The sequence below is a fragment of the Sphaerimonospora thailandensis genome, assembly GCF_016863115.1.
In the GTDB taxonomy this organism is placed as follows: domain Bacteria; phylum Actinomycetota; class Actinomycetes; order Streptosporangiales; family Streptosporangiaceae; genus Sphaerimonospora; species Sphaerimonospora cavernae.
Map to the genome: position 1 here is coordinate 20,835 of NZ_BOOG01000049.1, position 20,272 is coordinate 41,106.

Genomic DNA, 20,272 nt, shown 5'->3' on the forward strand with positions numbered 1-20,272 from the left:
GAAAACCTGGTTGCCAAGGCATCAGTGAGGCTGATATCCCCCATCGGGTGATGTTTGCTGACAAACCAACCCTGATCGGTAAGCGCGTGGCGCTCCGCCCGGTGGGCCCCGAGCACACCGACGGCCTGTGGGAACTCGTCAACGACCCCGAAACCGCCCGCCTCACCGGAGCGCACACGAAGTTCACGCGCGAGGCGATAGCGCAGTGGTGCGCCACCAGGGCGGAGCACGACGACCGACTCGACCTCGCGATCTGCGACGCGCAGGACGGCGGCTACCGCGGGGAGATCGTCCTCAACTGCCTCGACACCGACAACCTGTCCTGCAGCCTGCGGATCGCGCTGATCGCGTCACGCGCGGCCGGCCGCGGCTACGGTACGGAGGCCATCCGGCTCGTCCTGGACCACGCGTTCGGGGCAGTCGGACTGCACCGGGTCAGCCTGGAGGTCCACGACTTCAACGACCGGGCCCGGCACGTGTACCGAAAGGTGGGATTCACCGAGGAGGGCGTGCTCCGCGACGCGCTGCGCTGGGAGGGCGCCTGGCACGACACGATCGTGATGTCCGTCCTCGCCGGCGAATGGCCCACCTCGCGGTAGCCGGCCCGGCCTACGTGCCCCCGGCCTGAGAAGTGAGATCGATGTCGAACCGCCGACCGGGCTGGTCCATCGGCGCCTTCGGCAGCGTGGGAGGTTTCCGTACCGGGCCGGGCGGATCCAGTTCGATGATGTCGCGGCCCATCAGGGCCATGGCCCAGCGGGCCGCATCGGGGCGGGTGCCCCGGGGGCCCGCCGCCTCTTTGAACCTCTTGGTCACCACCTGTACGACGGGGTCCGGCAGGCCGGGCACGAACCGGGGATCCGTGCCCGGGCGCAGGCCGTGATCGCGGGTCAGGATCCTGACGATCAGGAGGGCGAGCTTGTATCGGTCGGTGTCCTGATCGGGGCCGGCCCGCAGTTGGAGCGGGTCGTCCCAGTCGATGGTCTCCGGCTGCCGCATGACCGGGCTGCGCCCTTCGACGCGGGCGCCGTCGCAGTCCAACAGGAAGATGCCGACCGGACTCGGCGACCAGAGCAGATTTCGCATCGAAACATCCCCGACGATCAACCTGTTGGCGTGCAGGAGCTGGAACAGGGACGCCGCCCGGCGGGCCACCTCAAGGCGGCCGCCGGCGTCCGGCGGAACGATGTCACCCCACAACGGCTTGGGTTCGAACATCAGATACTGCGCCTCACGGAGCTTGCGCCCCGCCGTCGCCTCTCCCCAGAACTGGCTCGGCACCTTGGCCATGATGAACCCCGTGACCCGGTTGCCGTTCAGCACCCGGGCCAGCGGCCAGGCGGCCTGGGCCAGCAGGCGGTCACGCTCGTTGGAAGCCATCCGTCCCGGAAGCGCCACCAGGTCGGCGAGCGCCGCCGCGTTGACCGCCGCGGGCTGCAGGTACTCCTTGTAGACGTAGCCGGCGCCCTCCAACCCCCTGCCCCGTGGCGACTTGAAGTCGTACACCGCGCCCTGCCCGCCCATACCCAGCTTGTCGCCGAGAGACAGTGAGCCCAGCTGTAGATCGGAGCCGTCCGGCCAGCTCACGGAACTCACCTGCCCCACACGCACACGGCGGTACGGTCGTCGCCATAGGACTTGGCCCGAAAGCTCAGCTGCCAGGCGAACTCAAGGAGCCCGGGCACCGGCCGCGAGGACCACTGACGGACCAGGTGCTCCTCGACCTCCTCGCCGCGCATCGGATTGGCCAGCCCGTCCGTGCAGATGACCAGGGCGTCGTCGCCTCCCAGCCGGGCCTCCGCCGTGGCCACCGAGCCGACATGGCCGGGCAGCGCGTCGGTCCTGGAGTCCGAGATGGCGCCGTCGCCGTGCTTGTCGGTCCACAGTCCCCGGAAGGCGCCGTCCCGCAACAGCAGTGCGGTGCTGTCGCCCACACCGAAGACGAAGCAGTTCCGGGGCGCCTCGACCGAGGTCAGTTCGACCAGGGCGACCACGAGCGTGGTCGACAGTGTCCTGGGGTCCGTTCCGAAGTCTTGTATGTCACCACGCATTCGGAGCGCGACGCGTTCGATGAGCTGCCTGGCCGCCTCGTCCCGCCGCGACCGCTCGCCGACGTCGAGCAGATCGGCGACGTACGGCTCGACCTCCGCCCGCAGCAACCGGCAGGCCAGCTCCGAACCACGGTGGGACAGCGGCTGGCTGCCGACGCCGTCGGCCACACAGGCCAGGAGCACCTCGCCTTCCCACGGATGCCGCAGCGTCCACAGGCCCATCGAGTCCTGCCGGGTCGTCCCGCTGTAGCGGTGATCGTCACCACGCAGCGAGGCGCCGCGTACGGTCAAAGTGCGGAAGTCCGCGCCGTCGACGACCATGTCGGGGGCAGCCCGCCCTATCTCGGGTATCCCACGCGGCTTGCCCGCCCTCTCGTGCGGTTTCCCGTACTCGGGCGGCGCCTGGAAAACAGGCGGCTGGGGGGACGGTGGCTCCTCCGGCACGCCCACCGGCTCCGCCGCCACCGCCGGCTGCGGCTCGGCACCGCGCTCCCGCGGAGGGATCTCGGTCTGTGTGCCGAGAGCCTGTGTGGAGACGGGCTCCACGCCTGGGTCGGGTCGGCTGATCGGCTCGTCGTGGTCGGGGCGGCCGTCGTGGTCGGTGGTCGCGTCCTGTTCAGGACCCGGCTCGGATCGTCGGAGAATCATCTTCCTCAGCCCTCTCCTGAGGCGCCCAGACTCAGACGACATCGGCGGGGACGGTTCTGAACCCGGAAACCTTCTCCGGCGCGGACAGGCTCATGCCGCCGTTGGCGTCGGCCGATGTGCCGGAGCTGACGATGGACTGGATCAGCGACTGGGCGAACTCCTGCAGCGCCCCGGCCGGACCGAGTGAGCCGTCAGCGACGAAACCGAGAACCGTCGCCACCTGCTGGATGATCGCGGAGTCGGCCTCTCCGAAGCCGAATGCGAGGATGTTGGGCCGCAGCCCCCAGGCCGGGTCGGTGAGCCGCTGGTAGGCCGCCACCCAGTTGTTGGGATTGGGCTGGCCGTCGGTGAGGAAGAACACCGCAGGCCTGAGCACCTGGTGGCCGTCGGCCTTCAGCTTCGCCACGTCCTGCGAGATGGTGTCGTAGAGCAGGTTGAACGCGACCTCGTAGTCGGTGCCGCCGGAGGCGGTCAGGCTGGGGACGGAGCTGACGATGCTGAGGTCCGACAGGGGCAGCAGCACCTGGGCCTGATGGTTGAAGCTGATCAGCGCGAACCGCGTCTTGTCAGCGACCACCGGGTTGCTTCCGATCTCCTGATGGAGCACGGGGAGGGACTTGTTGATGGCATCGATCGGACCACCCATCATCGACGATGACTCGTCGCAGACGAGATAGAAGGGGAGGATCTGCTGGCTCATTCCATTTCTCCTTGCGATCGCTTGACGTAGAAGAGGTAGATAACCGAGATCAAGACACCGCCCGTCCCGACGCCCTGATCGTGTCGCTCGCTTTCCTCAGGATGAAATTTCTCGATCAGACGGGAGCGTCGAGTCTCTAGGCGTTGGCGATGATCAATAAGATGAAGATCGCGAGTAGGACCAAGAAGGCCGCCTTCGCCAACGGACGCCGTCGCCGCGGTCCCGGCTGCGGAACGGGTGGAGGCGGCGGCGGAACAGGTTGCTCAGCCGGGAACGGGTCGCTGAGCCCCCCGTCTCGTCGGGCGCACCATGGGCAGGAGCCCAGGTGCTCGCCGAATGAGTGCTGGGGAGTTCGTTCACACGACTTCACCTGATCCCGCACCTCGCCGAGGACCTTGGCCCATTCGAGAGCCGTCGGCCGCTTCTCCGGGGCGTGGAGGCCGTCGCCGAAGGCCCGCTTGGCCAGGTCCCTCACCGGAGGTGGGAGAACATCGGCGCTGACCGTCTGCACGAACAGTTGAACTCGACCCGGCGCGACGATGTAGCTGCGTCCACTGGAGATGTTGTCGGCCATGTTCGCCTCGGAGCCGTCGGTCGGCTGACCGCAGAACGGGTGATATCCGGTGGTGAGCAGCTGGCAGATCAAGATCGCCAATGTGAAGTCGTCACTCTGGGGTGAGTGCTGGGTGTGCAGCGCCACCTCGGGTGCGGCGTAGTTCTCGGTCGCGACCGGACAGGGGAACAGTTCTCGGGTGACGGTGTCGGTGAACTGCATCGAGTCGCAGTCGAGGAGCGTGATGAACCCCGCCCGATCCACCACGATGTTCGCGGGGGTGAGGTCTCCCACCACCACGCCGCTGTGGTGTAGTCGGGCGACCACGCCCGACAGGTTCCAGGCGACCCCCACCAGGAAGTTCCAGTTGGCGCGCCCCTCGAAGAAGCGCCGTCGCTGCGCGAGCGAGAACAGGGCGGAGAGCTGTACGTGACCGACTCCGGCGATCCTGGCCATCACGTATCCCACGACTTTGCCGTTCTCATCGCGGGCGAGGAGGGCGGGCCAGGCCACCTCGGGTGCCGTGTCGGTCACGGCCTTCCGGACGGAGAGGGGCAGCCGCATCATGCTCTCCAACCGGCGTCCGGACCGCTCGTCCAGCTCGTGGTAGAGCTTCACGACGAGTCTGTCGTCCTTCTCCACCGGAAAGACCCGCGCCTGTCCTCCGGTGCCCAGCGGCTGGTCGGCGAGCACCAGCGGGCCGTGGTCGGTGTGAACCGTGGTCATCCGCGGACCGCCAGCAGGAGCGTCTTGTCGTCCGCGTTACGCCGTACCACGTCATCGCTGAGCAGGAGCTGTGCCAGAGCGCGAGGATCGGCGTCGGACTTCTCCGCGAAATCCAGCACGCCCTTGGCGAATGACGTGTTGGGGCGGCGCGGCACCCCGTCCGCCCACCTGAGAGCGGGCTGGGCCAGCCCGTCGGTGGAGAGCATCAGCCCGGTGACGCAGGCGTCCTGGATGCAGCAGACGTAGAGAGACTCGAGCGCGCCGGCCGACGTGACGAACACCGTCTGGTTGGAGTATTCCCCGACGACCGGTGGTTGGGTGACGAGATGGAACGCCGCCGCCGGGCCGTCGGGTTCCTCCGTGCGAACCACCACGAACCCATCGCCGAGGCTGGCGATGCCCAGCCATTCCCCGCTGAGCACCGCGACCGTGAGCGTCGTGGCGAAGTCGTCGGCGCCGTGGCCGTCGGCCAGTTGGGTGGCGTGATCGTGGAATCTCGTCAGCACCGCCTGGAACGAGGAGCAGAGCAGCTCTTTCCACGCCTCACCGTCGGCCGGGACGTATTCCGACAGTGCCTCCTCGACAGCGGCGACGGCCAGGGAGACCACCATTTCCGCGCCTTCGGCCGAGCGGCTGCGGCTGCCTGCCCCGTCCGCCACCGCCAGGACGACGACGGGACCGTCGGCCTTGACCTTCTCGAGAATCGCGTGCCGATGTGCGTCCTGACACGGCAGGCCGGAGCGCATGTGGCTGTATCCGGGAAGGCTGAGGCCCTGAACCCGCCACGCGCTCATGGCGATCCCGCCGGCCGCTGGCCGGGGAATATCTTGGCGAAGGGGTCTTCTTCCTTACCTTTCTTCAGCATGTCGATGCTCGCGGAGAGCACCTGCAGGAGTTCCCTGAACGCCAGTCCGGCCAGCACGTGGTTGCGACCGGGGGCGAGAGACGCCAGGACCTCGGTGGCCCCGGGCGGCAGGTCGCCCACCCCGAGCGCGTAGAGCAGGTAGCGCTTCTCCTCGCGGTCCGCGGCCAGCTCGGGAAGGATCTCGCGCCAGGAGGATGTCACGTGTCCGTCCGGTCCGGTGGGCGCGCCATCGGTCGCCAGGAAGATCAATGGACGGTAGTACTGCAGACCGTTGGCACGCAGGCTCTCCTTGTATCTGCGCACATGACTGATGGCCAGTCGGAGCGCCTCGATCATCGGCGTCACTCCGCCCGCGGTCAGCTTGGGCGCCGTGAATCTTTCGCCGGGAACGAACGGAGATTCCGTACTGTTCGAGGGTATGGCCTGCTGCCCCCGCCAGGCGCGGACGCCCTCCGCACCGAAGGTGACGAGCGCGACGTCCACGGCGGAGCTAAGCTGCAGATCATTGTTCAGGATCCTGCTCCATCCCGTGAGCTCCGTGTTGAGAGCCTCGATCGGCTCGCCCTGCATCGAAGACGATGTGTCCAGGCACAGCACCACCGGCAGACGCTGCGCCGTGCCGCCGTCGCTGAAATCGATGGGTGAGATGGAGTACGGAACATCTTGAGGGACATATGACAAGGGAGACTCCGAAAACTACCTGGTGGCGATGAGAAGATGGCCGTCGGTGGAACTGAGGCGGACCTGCCGGCCGATATCCGGCCGATCACCTGCGCCACGCCACACCGCGCGTCGCAGCACGCCGTCCACTTCCACATAGCCCTCTGGATCTAGATCCGTTCGGACGATCCCGGTTCCATCGGGCAGCGGACCACGTTTGATGATCGGCCGCGGTCGGGGCCGCGGTCGGAGCCGCGGTGATGGCGGCTGCGGGGGAGTTGGACGGCCCCTCGTCGACCTGGAAGTACCGGTTGCAGGTCCGGTGGCATGGGGGTTAGGCCTGGCCTTCAGGGATCGACCGCTCGTGTGGGGCGGACGCTCGCTGCTGCGCCGGTGCACGAAGAGGAGAGCGATGATGACCGTGGCCGAGAGGCCGCCGAATATGAATGGCCATGTGGCGGAGTCGGGTGAGATGAGGTTTCCAGGGTCGGCAGCCTTCAACTCGGCGAGGCTCTTGCTCTTCGCCCTTTCTCCGAGCCTGGCGGCGATCCCCTGATCAAGGGGGGTCAGCGTCGCATCCGGCACCGCGAAGCGGACCCGTGCGAGGAGCAGGAGCAGCGTCCCTCCGGTGCCCGACTCCCCCGGCTGGGCGAGCGAGACGACGAGTTGGCCGCGGTCAGCCGGAGATACAGCGGGTTGGCCGGCCTCCTGCTCGTCAAGCTTGACCAGCTTGTTCAGCTTGACCAGCAGCTTGTCTAGATCGCCCTTCTTGTCCTGCTTGACTAGCTTTTTCAGCTCGGCTAGAAGCTTGTCCAGCTCATCCTGCCGGTTGGCCGTCTCACCTGTCTGAGATTTTCCTTGGTTCTCGGGGGCCTGCTTGTTCGGCCGGGCGATTTCTGTGAGCTTGGCGATGTCGTCGATGTACTTGACGTCTATGTCGGAGGCCAGGTCGGTATGGCCTGCCACGACGACGGACACGGGTCCCGGTGATTTCAGCCGTTGATCGATCGTAGCCAGATCTTCGTTGCGTACAGTGCCCGACAAGATCATAGGGGCGTTCTTCTCAATGGCTGGATCCGGAGAGCAGCCGAGGCTGGACGCGGCCACGACCAGCAGGAGAAGAGGAAGGAGGCGCCTCATCGAGTTCCGGGCCTCCGAGAGCAGGCGGGGAAGGCCTCAGGGCTCTGATGGGTCATATCTCCGCGGAAGGAACCGAACGGTTTCCCTGACCTGGTGATGTGGTTCACCATCTCTTGCCGTCTCCCCCTGTTCTCCCTGCCCGGTGTCTCAGCTCACAAGGTCGCGCAGAGACCGTCCGAAGGGGAGGGGTTGCCCGGGTCCTGGCGGGATGGCAACAGGCAACACCCGGTGGCAACGCGCAGCGGCGCCGACCCGTGTGCCGGGTGCTGCTTGTCCGCGGGCGTCACCACAGCCTTCTGCCTCGTGCTCGGGCATCTGTGGAACACCATCGACGGCGTCCGCCCCCCTGACGTGAGGTGCCCGAGTTGGCTGGAGACTGCCGACACTGGGAGCTTGGAGCCATGCCCGCACAGCGGAAACACCCCAAGAGCCAGTGCCATCAAGGTGGTCTTCGATCTGCGTCAGGAAACCGACGAGAAGACCGGGGCGATCGCCTTCATAGTCACCCAGAAGATCAGAAGGCCGGTCCCGCTGGGCGGGACCGGCCTCTGTCGTGGTGGAGCTATGGGGATTTGAACCCCAGACCCCTTCGATGCGAACGAAGTGCGCTACCGGACTGCGCTATAGCCCCAACGACCTCGACCAGATTAGCAAACTCTGCGGGCTTCTCGCGCCATCGAATCAGCCTCCGACCGCGCGGCGTCCTTCGGCGTACTGGTCGAAGACCTTGACCTGCCTGCGCGCCTCGAACTTGATGATCTCCGCCTCCCGGGCCATGGCCCGCCGCCGCTCCCGCTGCCTGCGCAGGTGCGCCGCCCGCGCGGCGGCGGCCCGCTCCCGCTGCTCCCGCTGCTCCCGATCGGCCTGTACGGCGACACGCAGGATTGTGAGGTAGCCCACGAGCAGGACGCCGGACGGCGCCACCCCCCACCAGGGCATCACCCGGGCGGCCGCCGTGACCACGGAGGCCAGGACGAGCAGAACGCTCCACAGCAGCCGCCTGCGGCGGCGGGCGAGGATGCGGGCTCTCCGTCTGCCGGTGTTCGACCGTACCGTCACGGAGTCGGCAGCGGGATCCGCGGTCGCGTCCGGTCCTTCCGGTGTCGCGGCCTCGTCAGGCGTAGGGGCATCGGCGGCTTCGCCCGATGTTCCCGCCTCCTGTCCGGATCGCTCGGCCGGCGGCTCCACAACAGTGTCGGCCTCACCATCGCCGTCGGTCTCGCCGTCGGTCTCGCCGTCGGCCCCGGTCTCGCCGTCGGTGAGCTGATCGTCGAAGACGTCCTCGTCGATGGGCCGGTCCCGGCGCAACCACATGGGCAGCAGGACGCTCAACCACATGACGACGATGGCGAAGTAGAGGAGGGCGCTACCCATGCGACCACCTCCGGACATGCTGAACACTGCCGGGGACCTGTGTCGGCGGCGCAGTGTTCACGTCACGCACGGTAGAGCTGTCTGTCACTGATTGACGAGCATTCAGTCCGGTGTGTCGCGAGATCGTCAAAGCCCTTTGTGTAATTCGATCCCGTGCACCGCCCCATCCCCGGCCGGACAACCGCGGGTGTACGTCAACCGGGGCTGGACTCGCTCCGCCGGGCGGACGACTCGTTCGTCGTCCGGCGCCACTGGGCGAGCAGTCCGCGCGGCGCGTCCTCCACGGTCAGCGCGTAGCAGATGTGGTCACGCCACGCGCCGTCGATATGGAGCTGACGCCTGCGGACGCCCTCCTCCCGGAATCCGAGCTTCTCCACGACTCTGCGACTGGCGTGGTTCTCCGGCCGGATGTTCGCCTCGAGACGGTGTAAACCGGTGGTGAAGAAGCAGTGGTCGACCGCCATGGCCAGAGCGGTCGGGATGATGCCCCGTCCGGCGAGCGCGCCGTCGATCCAGTACCCCACCTGGGCCGAACGCGCCGAACCCCAGGCGACCGCTCCGACGGTGAGCTGACCCGCGAACCTTCCCTCGTACGTCACGACCCACGGCATGGCGAGCCCCTGCCTGGCCTCACGGCGGAGCGCGCCCACCATCGAGACGTACGGCCCGAGCCCGGTGCGGAACAGCGGGGTCTCGGGGTTGCTCGGCTCCCAGGGGCGCAGCCACTCGGCATTGCGCAGGCGGGTGTCCCGCCAGTCACGGACGTCACGAAGGCGCAGCGGGCGGAGCCCCACGGGCCCCTCCACCAGGGTCGCCGGCCAGCCGCGAAGTCGATCCATCAGTCAATCATCCACCGAAGGACGGTCAATGCGCCATGCGGGGGGCGGCGTGCCGCGAAGGATATCGGGGGCGGAGCCAGGGCGCGGATATCGAGATCGATGAGCGAATCCTCGGCCGCGGCAACGGGCGGGGGTGGCGGGTTACGGGGTGGGGCGGCGCGGGTGGTCTCCGCCGCGGATCTGGTCGATGACGTGGCCGAGGATCGGGCCCAGCACGGCCATGCCGTCGCGTACGCCGCCCGAGGAGCCGGGAAGGTTGACGATCAGCGTGCTGCCGGCCTGGCCGGCGAGGCCGCGCGAGAGGATCGACGTCGGCACCCGATCCCGGTTGGCCAGCCGTACGGCTTCCGCTATGCCGGGGATCTCGCGGCCGATGACGCGGCGGGTCATCTCGGGGGTCAGGTCCTGCGGGGTGACCCCGGTGCCGCCGGTCGTCACGATGACGTCGTATCCCTCGGCCACGCCTTCGCGCATCGCCGCCTCCACCGGGTCTCCGTCGGGCACCACTCGCGGTCCGTCCACCACGTCACAGCCCGCCTCGGCCAGCAGCGACGCCAGCAGCGGGCCCGATTTGTCCTCGTAAATTCCGGCCGCCGCCCGGTTCGACACCGTGACCACCAAAGCACGCACGGCCGCGCTCCCCTCTTCCAAGTTGCCGCGAACCGTCCCGGCTCGTCCGGCTCCGCTCAGATCAGCTCAGCTCAGCTCAGCCCGCGTCGGGGCGGGTCCACCGGCCGGTCTTGCCGCCGGTCTTCTCCTCGACTTTGACGTCGGTGATGACGGCGCCGGGATCGACGGCCTTGATCATGTCGATCAGGGCGAGCCCGGCGACCGCGACGGCCGTCAGGGCCTCCATCTCGACCCCGGTCCGGTCGGCCGTCTTCACTCTCGCGCTGATCTCCACCCCGGCATCGACGATCGTGAGCTCCACCTTCACGCCGTGCAACGCGATCGGATGGCAGAGCGGCACCAGGTCGGGGGTGCGCTTGGCCCCCATGATCCCGGCGATCCTGGCCACGCCGAGCGCGTCCCCCTTCGGGACGTCTCCGGAGCGCAGCACCGCGACGGCCTCCGGCGCGAGCAGGACGCGCCCGGTCGCGGTCGCCGTACGGGCGCCGACGTCCTTCTCGGAGACGTCGACCATGCGGGCCGCCCCGGACTCGTCGATGTGCGTGAGACTCCCGATGTCACTGCTCATAGCTGGATCACCTCCACCTCGGCCCCTTGGGGCAGTTCGGTCACGTCCTCTGGAAGCACGATCAGAGCGTTGGCGCTCGCCAGCGCGGCGAGCTGATGGGAACCCTGCCCGTGCACGGGGGCGACCACGCCGCCGGACAGCACCGCGCGCAGGAAGGACCGCTTGCCCGCGGGCGACCGCAGCGGCGCGGTCGTGGCCGCCCGCACGGTCGGCGGCGGTCCCGTCGGCAGCCCCTGCATGGCCAGCAGCGCCGGCTTGACGAACAGCACGAACGACACGAACGACGAGACCGGGTTGCCGGGCAGCGTGAAGATCGGCACCGCGTCCGGGCCGACCAGCCCGAAGCCCTGCGGCATGCCCGGCTGCATGGCGACCTTCTCGAAGGCGACCTTGCCCAGCGGCGCGAGGGCCTCCTTGACCGGCTCGTAGGCCCCCATCGAGACCCCGCCACTGGTGATCACGGCGTCGGCCCGCAGCAGTTGGGTGTCGAGCGCCTCCAGGAACTCCCTCGGGTCGTCGGTCACCGCCCCGGCCCGGAAGCCCTCTCCCCCGGCCTGCCGTACGGCGGCGGCGAGCATGAAGCTGTTGGACTCCCAGATCTGCCCGGCGCCGAGCGGCGTGCCGGGCTCGGCCAGCTCCGCGCCGGTCGACAGCACCACCACCCGGGGCCGGGGCCGTACGGTGACCCGGCGGCGGCCGACCCCGGCGAGGATGCCGACCTGGGCGGGGCCGACGCGGGTGCCCGCGCGGAGCACGAGGTCGCCGGCCTCCACGTCCTCGCCCGCCCGCCTGATCGCGTTGCCGAACGGCGCCGGCCTGCTGATCGTGACGCGGGCGGTGCCGCCGTCGGTCCACTCGACCGGTACGACGGCGTCCGCGCCGGCCGGCACGGGCGCGCCGGTCATGATGCGGGCGGCCAGCCCCGGCCCGACGGCGTGCACCCCGCCGTCGCCGGCCGCCACGTCCTCGATCACCGGCAGCATGACCGGAGTGGCGGCCACGTCCTCGGCCCGTACGGCATAGCCGTCCATCGCCGAGTTGTCGAACGGCGGGAGCGGCATGGGCGAGGCCACGTCCTCGGCGAGCACGGTGCCGAGGGCGTTCTCGATGTCGACCTCCATCGGGGCCAGGGGCCGGACGGCCGCGAGGATGTCGGCGAGATGCCGGTCGACGGCTTTCATCATGATCCCGCTTTCGTTATGACTGGGCTTCGCTATCCGTCATCATCACTTCACGCTGTCGAGGAACTCCCGCAACCAGGGCAGGAACTCGGGCGCGAGATCGTCACGGTCGGCGGCGAACTGCACGACCGTGCGGAGGTAGTCGAGCTTGTTGCCGGTGTCGTAGCGACGGCCGCGGAACAGCACACCGTGCACCGGGCCGCCCTCGTCGGGACCGCGGGCGGCCAGCGTGCGCAGGGCGTCGGTGAGCTGGATCTCGCCGCCGCGCCCCGGCGGGGTGTTCTCGAGCACCTCGAACACGGTGGGGTCGATCACGTACCGTCCGATGATCGCCCAGTTGGAGGGCGCCTCGTCGGCCGGGGGCTTCTCCACGAGGTCGGTGACGCGGACCACGTCGTCCTGGTCGGTCGGCACGATCGCGGCCGCGCCGTACTGGGAGATCTGCTCGCGCGGGACCTCCATCAGCGCGATGACGCTGCCGCCGTATGTGGCGCGGACCTCGATCATGCGCTTGAGCAGCGGGTCGCGCGGATCGATGAGGTCGTCGCCGAGCAGGCAGGCGAACGGCTCATGGCCGACGTGCTGCTTGGCGCACAGCACGGCGTGGCCGAGCCCCTTCGGCTCGCCCTGCCGCACGTAGTGCATGATGGCGAGGTCGACCGTCTCCTGAACCTGCGAGAGCCGCTCCTCGTCGCCCTTGGCGCGAAGCGCGTCCTCAAGCTCGTACGCTACGTCGAAATGATCCTCGATCGACCGCTTGTTGCGGCCGGTCACCATCAGGACGTCGAGCAGGCCGGCGGACACCGCCTCCTCCACGACGTACTGGATGGCCGGTTTGTCGACGATCGGCAGCATCTCTTTGGGGGTCGCCTTGGTCGCGGGCAGGAAGCGGGTGCCGAGACCCGCGGCGGGCACCACGGCTTTGGTCACGGGGTCGAAGTCAGCCATGTCTGAACACTAACGGAGCAGGCTATGGACAAGATGAACCTGCGTCGGCTGATCCTGGGCGGCAGAGCCGGGCTGGATCCGGCGACGCTGCGGGAGTCGTCGGCGGCGACGCGCGAGATCCTGCTCGATCAGCCGTGGGTGCAGATGGCCGGGCTGGTGGCGTGCTACTGGTCGATCGGGACCGAGCCGTCGACCCACGGGCTGGTCCTCGCCCTGTGGAAGCACGGCGCGACCGTGATCCTTCCGGTGCAGCTGCCGGACGGCGACCTCGACTGGGCCGTTTACGACGGGCCGGACTCCCTCGCCCCCGGGCCGTCTGGGATCATGGAGCCGGTGGACACGCGGCGCGGGGTCGACGCCATCCGTACCGCGGCCCTGGTCCTCGTGCCCGCCCTCGCCGTGGACCGCACGACAGGCGTACGGCTCGGCCGGGGCCGGGGGTGCTACGACCGGGCCCTGGCGCGTGTCGGGCCGAATGTGCCGACGGTGGCGCTGCTGCACGAGGGCGAGCTCCTCGACGGCGTACCGGCGGAGCCGCACGACCAGCGCGTGCGTTTCGCGGCTCTGCCCAGTGGAATCGCTCAGCCGGCAACGCGATGACCCCCGGGGACGCGTCGCGGCGATGAATACGGGAGGCGGGTGGAGCGTCTGAACGTCTGGCTTCTCCTGTCCGCCGTCGTCGTCATCGCGGCCATCGCGTCCGTCCGGGTCGTGCACCGCACCGGGCTGCCCAGTCTGCTCATCTACCTGGGGCTCGGCCTGGTCATCGGTGAGGCCGGGATCGGCGGCATCCAGTTCGAGGACTCCCAGCTCGCTCAGCAACTCGGCCTCGTCGCGCTCGCGGTCATCCTCGCCGAAGGCGGCCTGACCACCAGCTGGAAGAACGTCCGCGACGCCGTGCCCGCCGCCCTGATCCTCGCCACGGCCGGCATCGCGGTCAGCATCGGCGTGCTCGCGGTGGCCGTACACGCCCTGCTGGGCATGGACTGGCGCAGTGCCCTGCTGCTCGGCGCGGTGCTGGCCTCGACCGACGCCGCCGCCGTGTTCTCCGTGCTCCGGCGGCTCCCGCTGCCCCCCCGGCTCGCGGGCATCCTGGAGGCCGAGTCCGGGTTCAACGACGCGCCCGCTGTGATCATCGTGATGATGCTGAGCGTGGTCGCCGAGCCGCTGCCCTCGCCGGGGAACATCGTGCTGAACACCGCGATCGAGCTGGGGATAGGCACGGCCGTCGGGGTCGCGGTGGGGCCGGCCGGGATCTACGCGCTGCGCCGGGTCGCGCTTCCCGCGTCGGGGCTCTATCCCATCGCGGTGCTGGCGCTGGCCTTCATCGCCTACAGCGGGGCCGCGCTGCTGCACGGGAGCGGGTTCCTCGCCGTCTACGTCGCCACGCTGATGCTGGGCAATGCGCGGCTCCCGCACGTCGCCGACACCCGCGGGTTCGCCGAGGGCGCGGCCTGGCTCGCCCAGATCGGCCTGTTCGTCATGCTCGGCATGCTGGCCAGCCCGTCGGAGCTGCCCGGGGCGATCGTCCCGGCCCTCGTCACCGGGATGGCCCTGGTCCTGCTCGCCCGCCCGGTGTCGGTCATGGTCTCGGCCCTGCTCATACGGCTGGTGCGGGGCGTTCGGCTCGACCCGAAGGTACGGCTCGGGCTGGGCGAACGGTCGGCACAGGGAGTTTGGCTGAAAGACGGCGGCGTGCGATTCCCCCGGATGGAGGCGATCCCGTGGCGGGAGCAGGTGTTCCTGTCATGGGCCGGGCTGCGCGGAGCCGTACCCATCGTGCTCGCCACCATCCCCTGGAACGCCGGGATGCCGGGGGCCAAGAGCCTCTTCAACGACGTCTTCATCATCGTCGTCGTGTTCACCCTCGCGCAGGGGCCGACACTGCCGTACCTCGCGCGGCTCCTGCGTCTGGAGGCGGACGGCGAGGCGCGTGAACTCGACGTGGACTCCGCCCCGCTGGAGGAGCTGAACGCCGATCTTCTCCAGGTGCGCATCCCGGCCGGCTCGATGCTGCACGGCGTGGAGATCTTCGAGCTGCGACTCCCGGCGGACACGATGGTGACGCTGGTCGTCCGAGGCGGCCGGTCGTTCGTGCCGGCGGCGACCACCCGGCTCAGGGTGGAGGATCAGCTCCTCATCGTCACCACGGCCGCCCAGCGGACGACCGTCGAGCGTCGGCTTCGGGCCGTGAGCCGGCGCGGCAAGCTGGCCGGCTGGTACGGCGAGCGCGGCAGCTGAGCCGTACGGCGCGGGCCCAAGAACAGGGCGAGTGGGGACACGCTGCTCGAACGGCAATAAACCGGGCCGGAGTGGCGTTTGGCCTCGTGGGTTGCTTACCATTAGCAATCGTCCTAGTCGAGTGCTAGGAAGTTTTCGGTGAACACTGCCGGTCGCGAGCGCGCGGAGCAGGAATGACCGAACACGACCTTGGTTTCCAGTGCTAGTTCCGGGAGGAACGCGTGCCCACCTACCAGTACGCCTGCACGGCCTGCGGCGAGCAGTTGGAGATCGTCCAGAAGTTCTCCGACGACCCGCTCACGGAGTGCCCGTCCTGCCAGGGGCGGCTGCGCAAGGTCTTCTCCGCTGTGGGCATCGTGTTCAAGGGCTCCGGTTTCTACCGCACTGACAGCCGTTCCTCGGGTTCGTCGTCGTCGGCGCCGGCCGCGTCGAACGGCGGCTCCAACGGGTCGGGCAGTGACGGGTCGGGCAGTGAGACGGCGAAGTCGTCGGGCGACTCGGGCAAGAAGGAGGCCGCGACCGCGTCCACTTCCTCGTCGTCCTCTTCCTCGTCGTCCTCCGGTTCCTCAGGTTCCTCAGGTTCTTCGGGCTCGTCGAGTTCGTCGGGCTCCTCCGGTTCGACCGCCGCGGCCTGATCCGCGGGTGAACCGAGAGTTATCCACAGGGCGCCGTGGGGGTGCCGCCCGGGCGGGGGCGATTCGTTAGGGTCGGCGACATGGTCAATGGCGTAGAGATCGGCATCATCGGCGGCTCGGGGCTTTACTCCCTCCTGGACGACGCCGAGGAGATCGACCTGGCGACGCCGTACGGCCCGCCAAGCGACAAGATCGCATTGGGCCGCATCGGCGATCGGTCGGTGGCGTTCATCCCCCGGCACGGCCGCGGCCACGTCCATCCGCCGCACCGCATCCCCTATCGGGCGAACCTGTGGGCACTGCGCTCCCTCGGTGTCCGCCAGGTGCTGGCGCCCAACGCCGTGGGGTCGCTGCGCCCCGAGCTCGGGCCGGGCGCACTGGTGATCCCAGACCAGCTCGTGGACCGGACCAGCGGAAGACCGCAGACCTACTACGACACCGGCTGTGCCGTACATGTGTCGTTCGCCGACCCCTACTGCCCGGCCGGCCGGGCCACGGCCGTGGCCACGGCACGCGAGGCGGGCTGGAACACCGTCGACGGCGGCACTCTGGTGGTGATCGAGGGTCCCCGCTTCTCCACCCGCGCCGAGTCGAGGTGGTTCTCGGCCGCGGGCTGGTCGATCATCGGCATGACCGGGCATCCCGAAGCGGTGCTCGCCCGGGAGCTGGCGCTCTGCTACACCTCGATGTCGCTCGTCACGGATCACGACGCGGGCGTCGAGGCCGGCGAGGGAGTCACCCACGAGGAGGTCCTCGCCTTCTTCGCCGCCAACGTCGAGCGGATGCGCGCGCTGGTCGGCTCGGTCGCCGAGGCCCTCCCGATCGAACGTGACTGCGCCTGCGGCAAGGTGCTCGACGGCGTCAAGCTCCCCTTCGAGCTTCCGTAACCGGCCGCGTCATGAATGTCCTGAGCCGTCTCTTCACGCGCCGTCAACCGGTTACTCGGCGCAGCCGTCCGATCACTCGTCGCCTGGCCGCTCATCGCCGCGTGATCGCGGCGGTCTTCGCGGGGCTGGCGGTGGCATGCGTGCTGACATCCGTAGGGCCCCCGGGCGGCGTGGAGGTCCTCGCCGCCGCCCATGACCTGGGTGGGGGCCGGCTGTCCGCCTCCGACGTCATGGTCGTACGGCTCCCGCCCGGCGCGGTGCCGGACGGCGCCTTCCGTCCGGACTCCACCCTGACTGGACGGGTCGTGGCCGGGCCGATGCGCCGGGGCGAACCGTTGACGGACGCCCGAGTCCTGGGGCGGGGAATGCTCGCGACGCAGGGACCCGGGATGGTGGCGACGCCGGTCCGGATCGCCGATCCGGCCGCCGGCCGGCTGCTCTCGCCCGGTGACGTCGTCGACGTCCTGGCCGCGTTCGAGACGGACCCCTTCGTGGGGGCGCCCTACGCGGGGGCCTCGTTCGAGGATCCTCCCCGGGCCGTGGATTCGCAGGCCCCGCCGGCATCACCGGGCGACATGGGCTTCCAGGGGCCGTCGGAGGGAAGGCCGCCGTTCGATGGGAGGGCTCCGTTTGATGGGAGGGCGCGACAGGCCGTCACGGTCGCGCGCGAGGTGCGGGTGATAACCCCTCCGTCGGCGGGGGAAGGAGACGACGGCGTCCTCCTCGTGCTGGCGACCACCCCGGGCCAGGCCGCCCAACTCGCGCAGGCACAGGCACACGGGCGGCTCTCGGTCGCGATCCATCCCCGCTGACGCCTCGATGCGGATCGGCGGCGCGCAGAGAGGACCCTCAGAGAGGGTGCTCTGAGGGGGTGCTCTGAGGGGGTGCTCAGAGGAGGGAGCCGACCTCCGGGTCGTACTCCCAGTGCCAGGGCTCGAACGGGCTGCGATAGGCCCAGTCGGGGTGGATCCAGCCGAACCGCTTGCCGTTCGCCTCCAGCCAGTTGAACTGCACCGAGCGGAAGGACTGGACGCCCCCGCACAGGTCGACGGCGAGCCCGAGCCCGTGATTGCTCTTGCCGGGGGTGGCCGCCAGACCGGGGCGCCGCCAGTAGACGGACTGCTGCTCGGCCAGGCTCCGGTAGCTGTCGGAGACGCAGATCGGCGTGCCGAACCGCCTCTGGTAGGCCAGGTTGAGGTCGGCGAACGCGATGGCGGCGTCGGCGCGCAGTTCCTCGCCTCGCTGTGGCAGGGGGCACAGGATGTTCTGCGGGAGCAGGCCGTTCGGGTACTGCTCGGCGACCCCCACCCTCGTCGGGTCGCACCCGCCTCTGTTCGCCTTGCCGATCTTGACCCCAAGCTTGGTCAGCGCCTTGGTCAGGGACTTGACGAGTGCCGAGGAGCGCTGCCGGAGCATCTTGATCTGCGCGTCGAGTTGGGCCTCCTGCAGAAGGTTCGCCGACCGCAGTTCCTGTGCCTCGGCGGCCAGCCGTTCCTGCTGCCGTTGCAGCCGCGCCGCGTCGCTGAGCACCGTGTTGCGCTCTCTGGCGAGGTAGTCCAGGTCGCTCATCGCCCGCAGCGCCGCCGTGTCGTCACCGCTCGCCGTGAACGGGCCGATGCCGGTCATGGCGGGATCCTGATAGATGCCCTGGACGAGATCGGACAGTGGCCTGCGCAGTTTGTTGAGCTCCTGCGTGGCCGTCTGAAGCTGGGTCAACTTCCCCGCGAGTTGCTTCTGCGTCGACTCGAACCGCTTCTGCCGAGACTTGAGGACCTTCGTGGCGTCCTCGATCCCCTTGTAGGCCTGCTGCGCCTGGCGGCGCAACTCCGTCAACGTGGTCGGGTCCTTGCCTTCGACGCCCTCGAGACCCTTGAGGCCCTCGACGGCGGCGGCATCGGCACGCTTGGCGGTGGCGCTCCACGCGGTGGCGTCCTTGGCGTCCTTGGCGACCGTAGCGCGGGCGGTCGAGCGGGTGGCGGCGGCCGCCTCGGCCGCGCCGTACGGGACCCCAGCGGAGAGTGAAGACATCGCCGTGACGACCGCGATCAGGCGTACTGACCGGGGAGTGGGCACGATCGACTCCTCCGTTTGCGAACTCGTGACCTGGGTCAGGGACGCACGTTACTACAGAGGAACCAGAGAACGGACCACGCTTACCACATGCATTATCCGCCAATCTCATCACTTTCGAGCGCTTTGTCGTGTCGTGCGACGCCTCGGCGGAGGCCTGACTGGGCCGTGTCGCCGTGCGGAGACGCGGCATCCAAGGTCAGCGAGTGCTCGCGGCAGAACTCCCACAGCCAGGTGTCCCGCCACTCCAGTGAGCACGTGAGCGGTGTCTCGACCTCCGCCGGTTCGCTCCGCTCCTTCGGCGCGGTCGCCCTCGGCTGTCGTTTGACGACGGCGGGAGGAGCCTGACGGACGGGCTCGGGCCGCGAGATCAGGATCAGGCCTTCATAGACGCGTATCGGCCCGAAAGGCTCGGGAACCCGGGTCGGCTCCAGCACCGCATCCCGCCCGGCCGGTACAGACGTCGTCCGCTCCCCCTCGCCCACCTGCGCCTCGCCCACCTGCCCCTCGGCGCCCGGCGCCACCGGCACACCGCCGGTTTTGCCGACCTGTCCCTCGGCGCCCGGCGCCACCGGCACTCCGCCGGTTTCGCCGACCTGGATTGCCTGGCCGGCCTGATCGCCATCGGCAGGAACGCTGTTCGTGACGGTCCCGTTCGGACCACTTCCGGCCGTGCCAGGGCCAGGCTGACCTGGATCAGCGTTCCGGCGATCCGTTTTGCGGTGACCCGCTTTCCGGTGGTCGATGCTCCCGGGAGCCGTGCCGTACGGCGCGGAACTCGCAGAGGGGGTGGGGGCGGGAGCGCTGCTCTGCGGGGCGGGGCCGACGGGCGTGCGTCCCGCGCCGTCTTCTGCCGTCTCCGCCCCGGGCGCGGCCCCGGAACGCCCCCGTCCCCGTCCCCGCGCGGCCGGCGGGGTGATCGTGGGCGGGAAGACGGTCACGTCACCCGCCGAACCAGGCATGCCGACATCGGTCTGGGACGCGATGACCGGAACCTCGGCCGGGGGGCGCGTCACGCTGGACGTCTCCGGCGACAACGCGATCTCTGACGTACCGGCTCCCGATGCCCGGCTCGCCTGCGCGGCCATCTTCCCTTCACCGGCGACGCTGCCCCGTGCCGCCTCCCGGTAGCCTGCGAACTCCACCATGAGCATGCCCACGGCCAGGATCGCAGGCGCGAGCATCGCGGTGATGAGCACCAGCGGGCGAAGCCTGCGGACGTACCTAAGTCGCGTTACGGTCACGAACAGTGACGGTAATCAGCGTACGCAAGCCGGAACACATCCACTTGCCAGCCCTTTACCGCACGTCAGCCAAGCGATGACCGGCATACCTCGGGCGACACTCCCGCCGGGAGGCGCGAGCTGGCCCAACCTTTCGCTAGGCTTACATAGCACGACACGCCTCCGTAGCTCAGGGGATAGAGCACCGCTCTCCTAAAGCGGGTGCCGCAGGTTCGAATCCTGCCGGGGGCACTCTTTGATCAAGCCAAACAGCCCCTCACCTGGGCTTTCTCCGAAGCCGACCAGCGATCTTAGGCAGTCGTAGATCACTCT

The 20,272-nt window shown here is 69.2% G+C and carries 21 protein-coding genes and 2 tRNA genes; 7 read left to right on the forward strand and 16 right to left on the reverse strand.

Going from position 1 to position 20,272, the window contains the following annotated elements:
• The first annotated feature begins 50 nt into the window (after nucleotides 1–50).
• A complete protein-coding gene (locus Mth01_RS22855) occupies nucleotides 51–599 on the forward strand; it encodes a GNAT family N-acetyltransferase (RefSeq protein WP_204017978.1) in 549 nt (182 codons plus the stop codon).
• Between the two features lie 10 nt (nucleotides 600–609).
• Here Mth01_RS22855 and Mth01_RS22860 read toward each other — a convergent pair whose 3' ends face one another.
• The 14 genes from Mth01_RS22860 to galU all read right to left on the reverse strand — a co-directional run bounded on the left by Mth01_RS22860 (nucleotide 610) and on the right by galU (nucleotide 12,883).
• The gene (locus Mth01_RS22860) at nucleotides 610–1,587 is read right to left on the reverse strand and encodes a hypothetical protein (RefSeq protein WP_204017979.1); all 978 of its coding nucleotides are present in this window, start codon (nucleotides 1,585–1,587) and stop codon (nucleotides 610–612) included.
• Nucleotides 1,588–1,592: 5 nt separating this feature from the next.
• On the reverse strand, nucleotides 1,593–2,699 hold the full coding sequence (locus Mth01_RS22865) for a protein phosphatase 2C domain-containing protein (RefSeq protein WP_204017980.1): 1,107 nt from the start codon (nucleotides 2,697–2,699) through the stop codon (nucleotides 1,593–1,595).
• A 31-nt stretch (nucleotides 2,700–2,730) separates the two neighbouring features.
• The gene (locus tag Mth01_RS22870) at nucleotides 2,731–3,399 is read right to left on the reverse strand and encodes a vWA domain-containing protein (protein WP_204017981.1); all 669 of its coding nucleotides are present in this window, start codon (nucleotides 3,397–3,399) and stop codon (nucleotides 2,731–2,733) included.
• Nucleotides 3,400–3,535: 136 nt separating this feature from the next.
• A complete protein-coding gene (locus Mth01_RS22875; RefSeq protein WP_204017982.1) occupies nucleotides 3,536–4,678 on the reverse strand; it encodes a protein kinase domain-containing protein in 1,143 nt (380 codons plus the stop codon).
• Nucleotides 4,675–5,472: a PP2C family serine/threonine-protein phosphatase gene (locus Mth01_RS22880; RefSeq protein ID WP_204017983.1), complete on the reverse strand. Its 798-nt coding sequence runs from the start codon at nucleotides 5,470–5,472 to the stop codon at nucleotides 4,675–4,677. Before Mth01_RS22880 ends, Mth01_RS22875 begins: the two co-directional genes overlap by 4 nt.
• Complete coding sequence (locus tag Mth01_RS22885) at nucleotides 5,469–6,224, reverse strand: vWA domain-containing protein (protein WP_204017984.1); 756 nt, start codon at nucleotides 6,222–6,224, stop codon at nucleotides 5,469–5,471. Before Mth01_RS22885 ends, Mth01_RS22880 begins: the two co-directional genes overlap by 4 nt.
• Nucleotides 6,225–6,239: 15 nt before the next feature.
• On the reverse strand, nucleotides 6,240–7,310 hold the full coding sequence (locus tag Mth01_RS22890) for a hypothetical protein (protein ID WP_204017985.1): 1,071 nt from the start codon (nucleotides 7,308–7,310) through the stop codon (nucleotides 6,240–6,242).
• Nucleotides 7,311–7,897: 587 nt separating this feature from the next.
• Nucleotides 7,898–7,974: transfer RNA gene (locus Mth01_RS22895), tRNA-Ala, on the reverse strand.
• A 50-nt stretch (nucleotides 7,975–8,024) separates the two neighbouring features.
• Nucleotides 8,025–8,717 carry a divisome protein SepX/GlpR gene (gene sepX, locus Mth01_RS22900; protein WP_204017986.1) on the reverse strand — a complete coding sequence of 231 codons (693 nt, stop codon included), beginning with the start codon at nucleotides 8,715–8,717 and terminating at the stop codon, nucleotides 8,025–8,027.
• 194 nt (nucleotides 8,718–8,911) lie between these two features.
• The gene (locus tag Mth01_RS22905; protein ID WP_204017987.1) at nucleotides 8,912–9,556 is read right to left on the reverse strand and encodes a GNAT family N-acetyltransferase; all 645 of its coding nucleotides are present in this window, start codon (nucleotides 9,554–9,556) and stop codon (nucleotides 8,912–8,914) included.
• 141 nt (nucleotides 9,557–9,697) lie between these two features.
• Nucleotides 9,698–10,186 (reverse strand): MogA/MoaB family molybdenum cofactor biosynthesis protein, encoded by a 489-nt coding sequence (locus Mth01_RS22910; protein WP_204017988.1) that lies wholly within the window; start codon nucleotides 10,184–10,186, stop codon nucleotides 9,698–9,700.
• 76 nt (nucleotides 10,187–10,262) lie between these two features.
• Nucleotides 10,263–10,754 (reverse strand): cyclic pyranopterin monophosphate synthase MoaC, encoded by a 492-nt coding sequence (gene moaC, locus Mth01_RS22915; protein WP_204017989.1) that lies wholly within the window; start codon nucleotides 10,752–10,754, stop codon nucleotides 10,263–10,265.
• On the reverse strand, nucleotides 10,751–11,935 hold the full coding sequence (gene glp, locus Mth01_RS22920) for a molybdotransferase-like divisome protein Glp (protein ID WP_204018009.1): 1,185 nt from the start codon (nucleotides 11,933–11,935) through the stop codon (nucleotides 10,751–10,753). The genes moaC and glp overlap by 4 nt, the downstream gene beginning before the upstream one ends.
• A gap of 45 nt (nucleotides 11,936–11,980) precedes the next feature.
• Nucleotides 11,981–12,883, reverse strand: coding sequence for a UTP--glucose-1-phosphate uridylyltransferase GalU (gene galU / locus Mth01_RS22925; protein WP_204017990.1), 903 nt, complete (start codon nucleotides 12,881–12,883; stop codon nucleotides 11,981–11,983).
• A gap of 24 nt (nucleotides 12,884–12,907) precedes the next feature.
• Here galU and Mth01_RS22930 point away from each other — a divergent pair, with 24 nt between their 5' ends.
• The 5 genes from Mth01_RS22930 (at nucleotide 12,908) to Mth01_RS22950 (ending at nucleotide 17,458) form a co-directional block, all read left to right on the forward strand.
• Nucleotides 12,908–13,483 (forward strand): 5-formyltetrahydrofolate cyclo-ligase, encoded by a 576-nt coding sequence (locus Mth01_RS22930; RefSeq protein ID WP_204017991.1) that lies wholly within the window; start codon nucleotides 12,908–12,910, stop codon nucleotides 13,481–13,483.
• A 39-nt stretch (nucleotides 13,484–13,522) separates the two neighbouring features.
• Entirely contained in the window at nucleotides 13,523–15,124 is a 1,602-nt protein-coding gene (locus Mth01_RS22935) for a potassium/proton antiporter (protein ID WP_308440834.1), read from the forward strand.
• Nucleotides 15,125–15,345: 221 nt separating this feature from the next.
• Nucleotides 15,346–15,759, forward strand: coding sequence for an FmdB family zinc ribbon protein (locus tag Mth01_RS22940; RefSeq protein WP_204017992.1), 414 nt, complete (start codon nucleotides 15,346–15,348; stop codon nucleotides 15,757–15,759).
• A gap of 80 nt (nucleotides 15,760–15,839) precedes the next feature.
• Nucleotides 15,840–16,646, forward strand: a complete 807-nt coding sequence (locus tag Mth01_RS22945) for an S-methyl-5'-thioadenosine phosphorylase (protein ID WP_204017993.1) — start codon at nucleotides 15,840–15,842, stop codon at nucleotides 16,644–16,646.
• 101 nt (nucleotides 16,647–16,747) lie between these two features.
• Entirely contained in the window at nucleotides 16,748–17,458 is a 711-nt protein-coding gene (locus Mth01_RS22950; protein WP_239089921.1) for an SAF domain-containing protein, read from the forward strand.
• Between the two features lie 76 nt (nucleotides 17,459–17,534).
• On the opposite strand, the gene Mth01_RS22955 is transcribed toward Mth01_RS22950, so the two are convergent.
• Entirely contained in the window at nucleotides 17,535–18,719 is a 1,185-nt protein-coding gene (locus Mth01_RS22955; RefSeq protein WP_239089922.1) for a M15 family metallopeptidase, read from the reverse strand.
• Between the two features lie 92 nt (nucleotides 18,720–18,811).
• The gene (locus Mth01_RS22960; protein WP_204017995.1) at nucleotides 18,812–19,960 is read right to left on the reverse strand and encodes a hypothetical protein; all 1,149 of its coding nucleotides are present in this window, start codon (nucleotides 19,958–19,960) and stop codon (nucleotides 18,812–18,814) included.
• A 158-nt stretch (nucleotides 19,961–20,118) separates the two neighbouring features.
• On the opposite strand from Mth01_RS22960, the gene Mth01_RS22965 reads away from it, so the two are divergent.
• Nucleotides 20,119–20,191: transfer RNA gene (locus Mth01_RS22965), tRNA-Arg, on the forward strand.
• The last annotated feature ends 81 nt before the right edge of the window (nucleotides 20,192–20,272 follow it).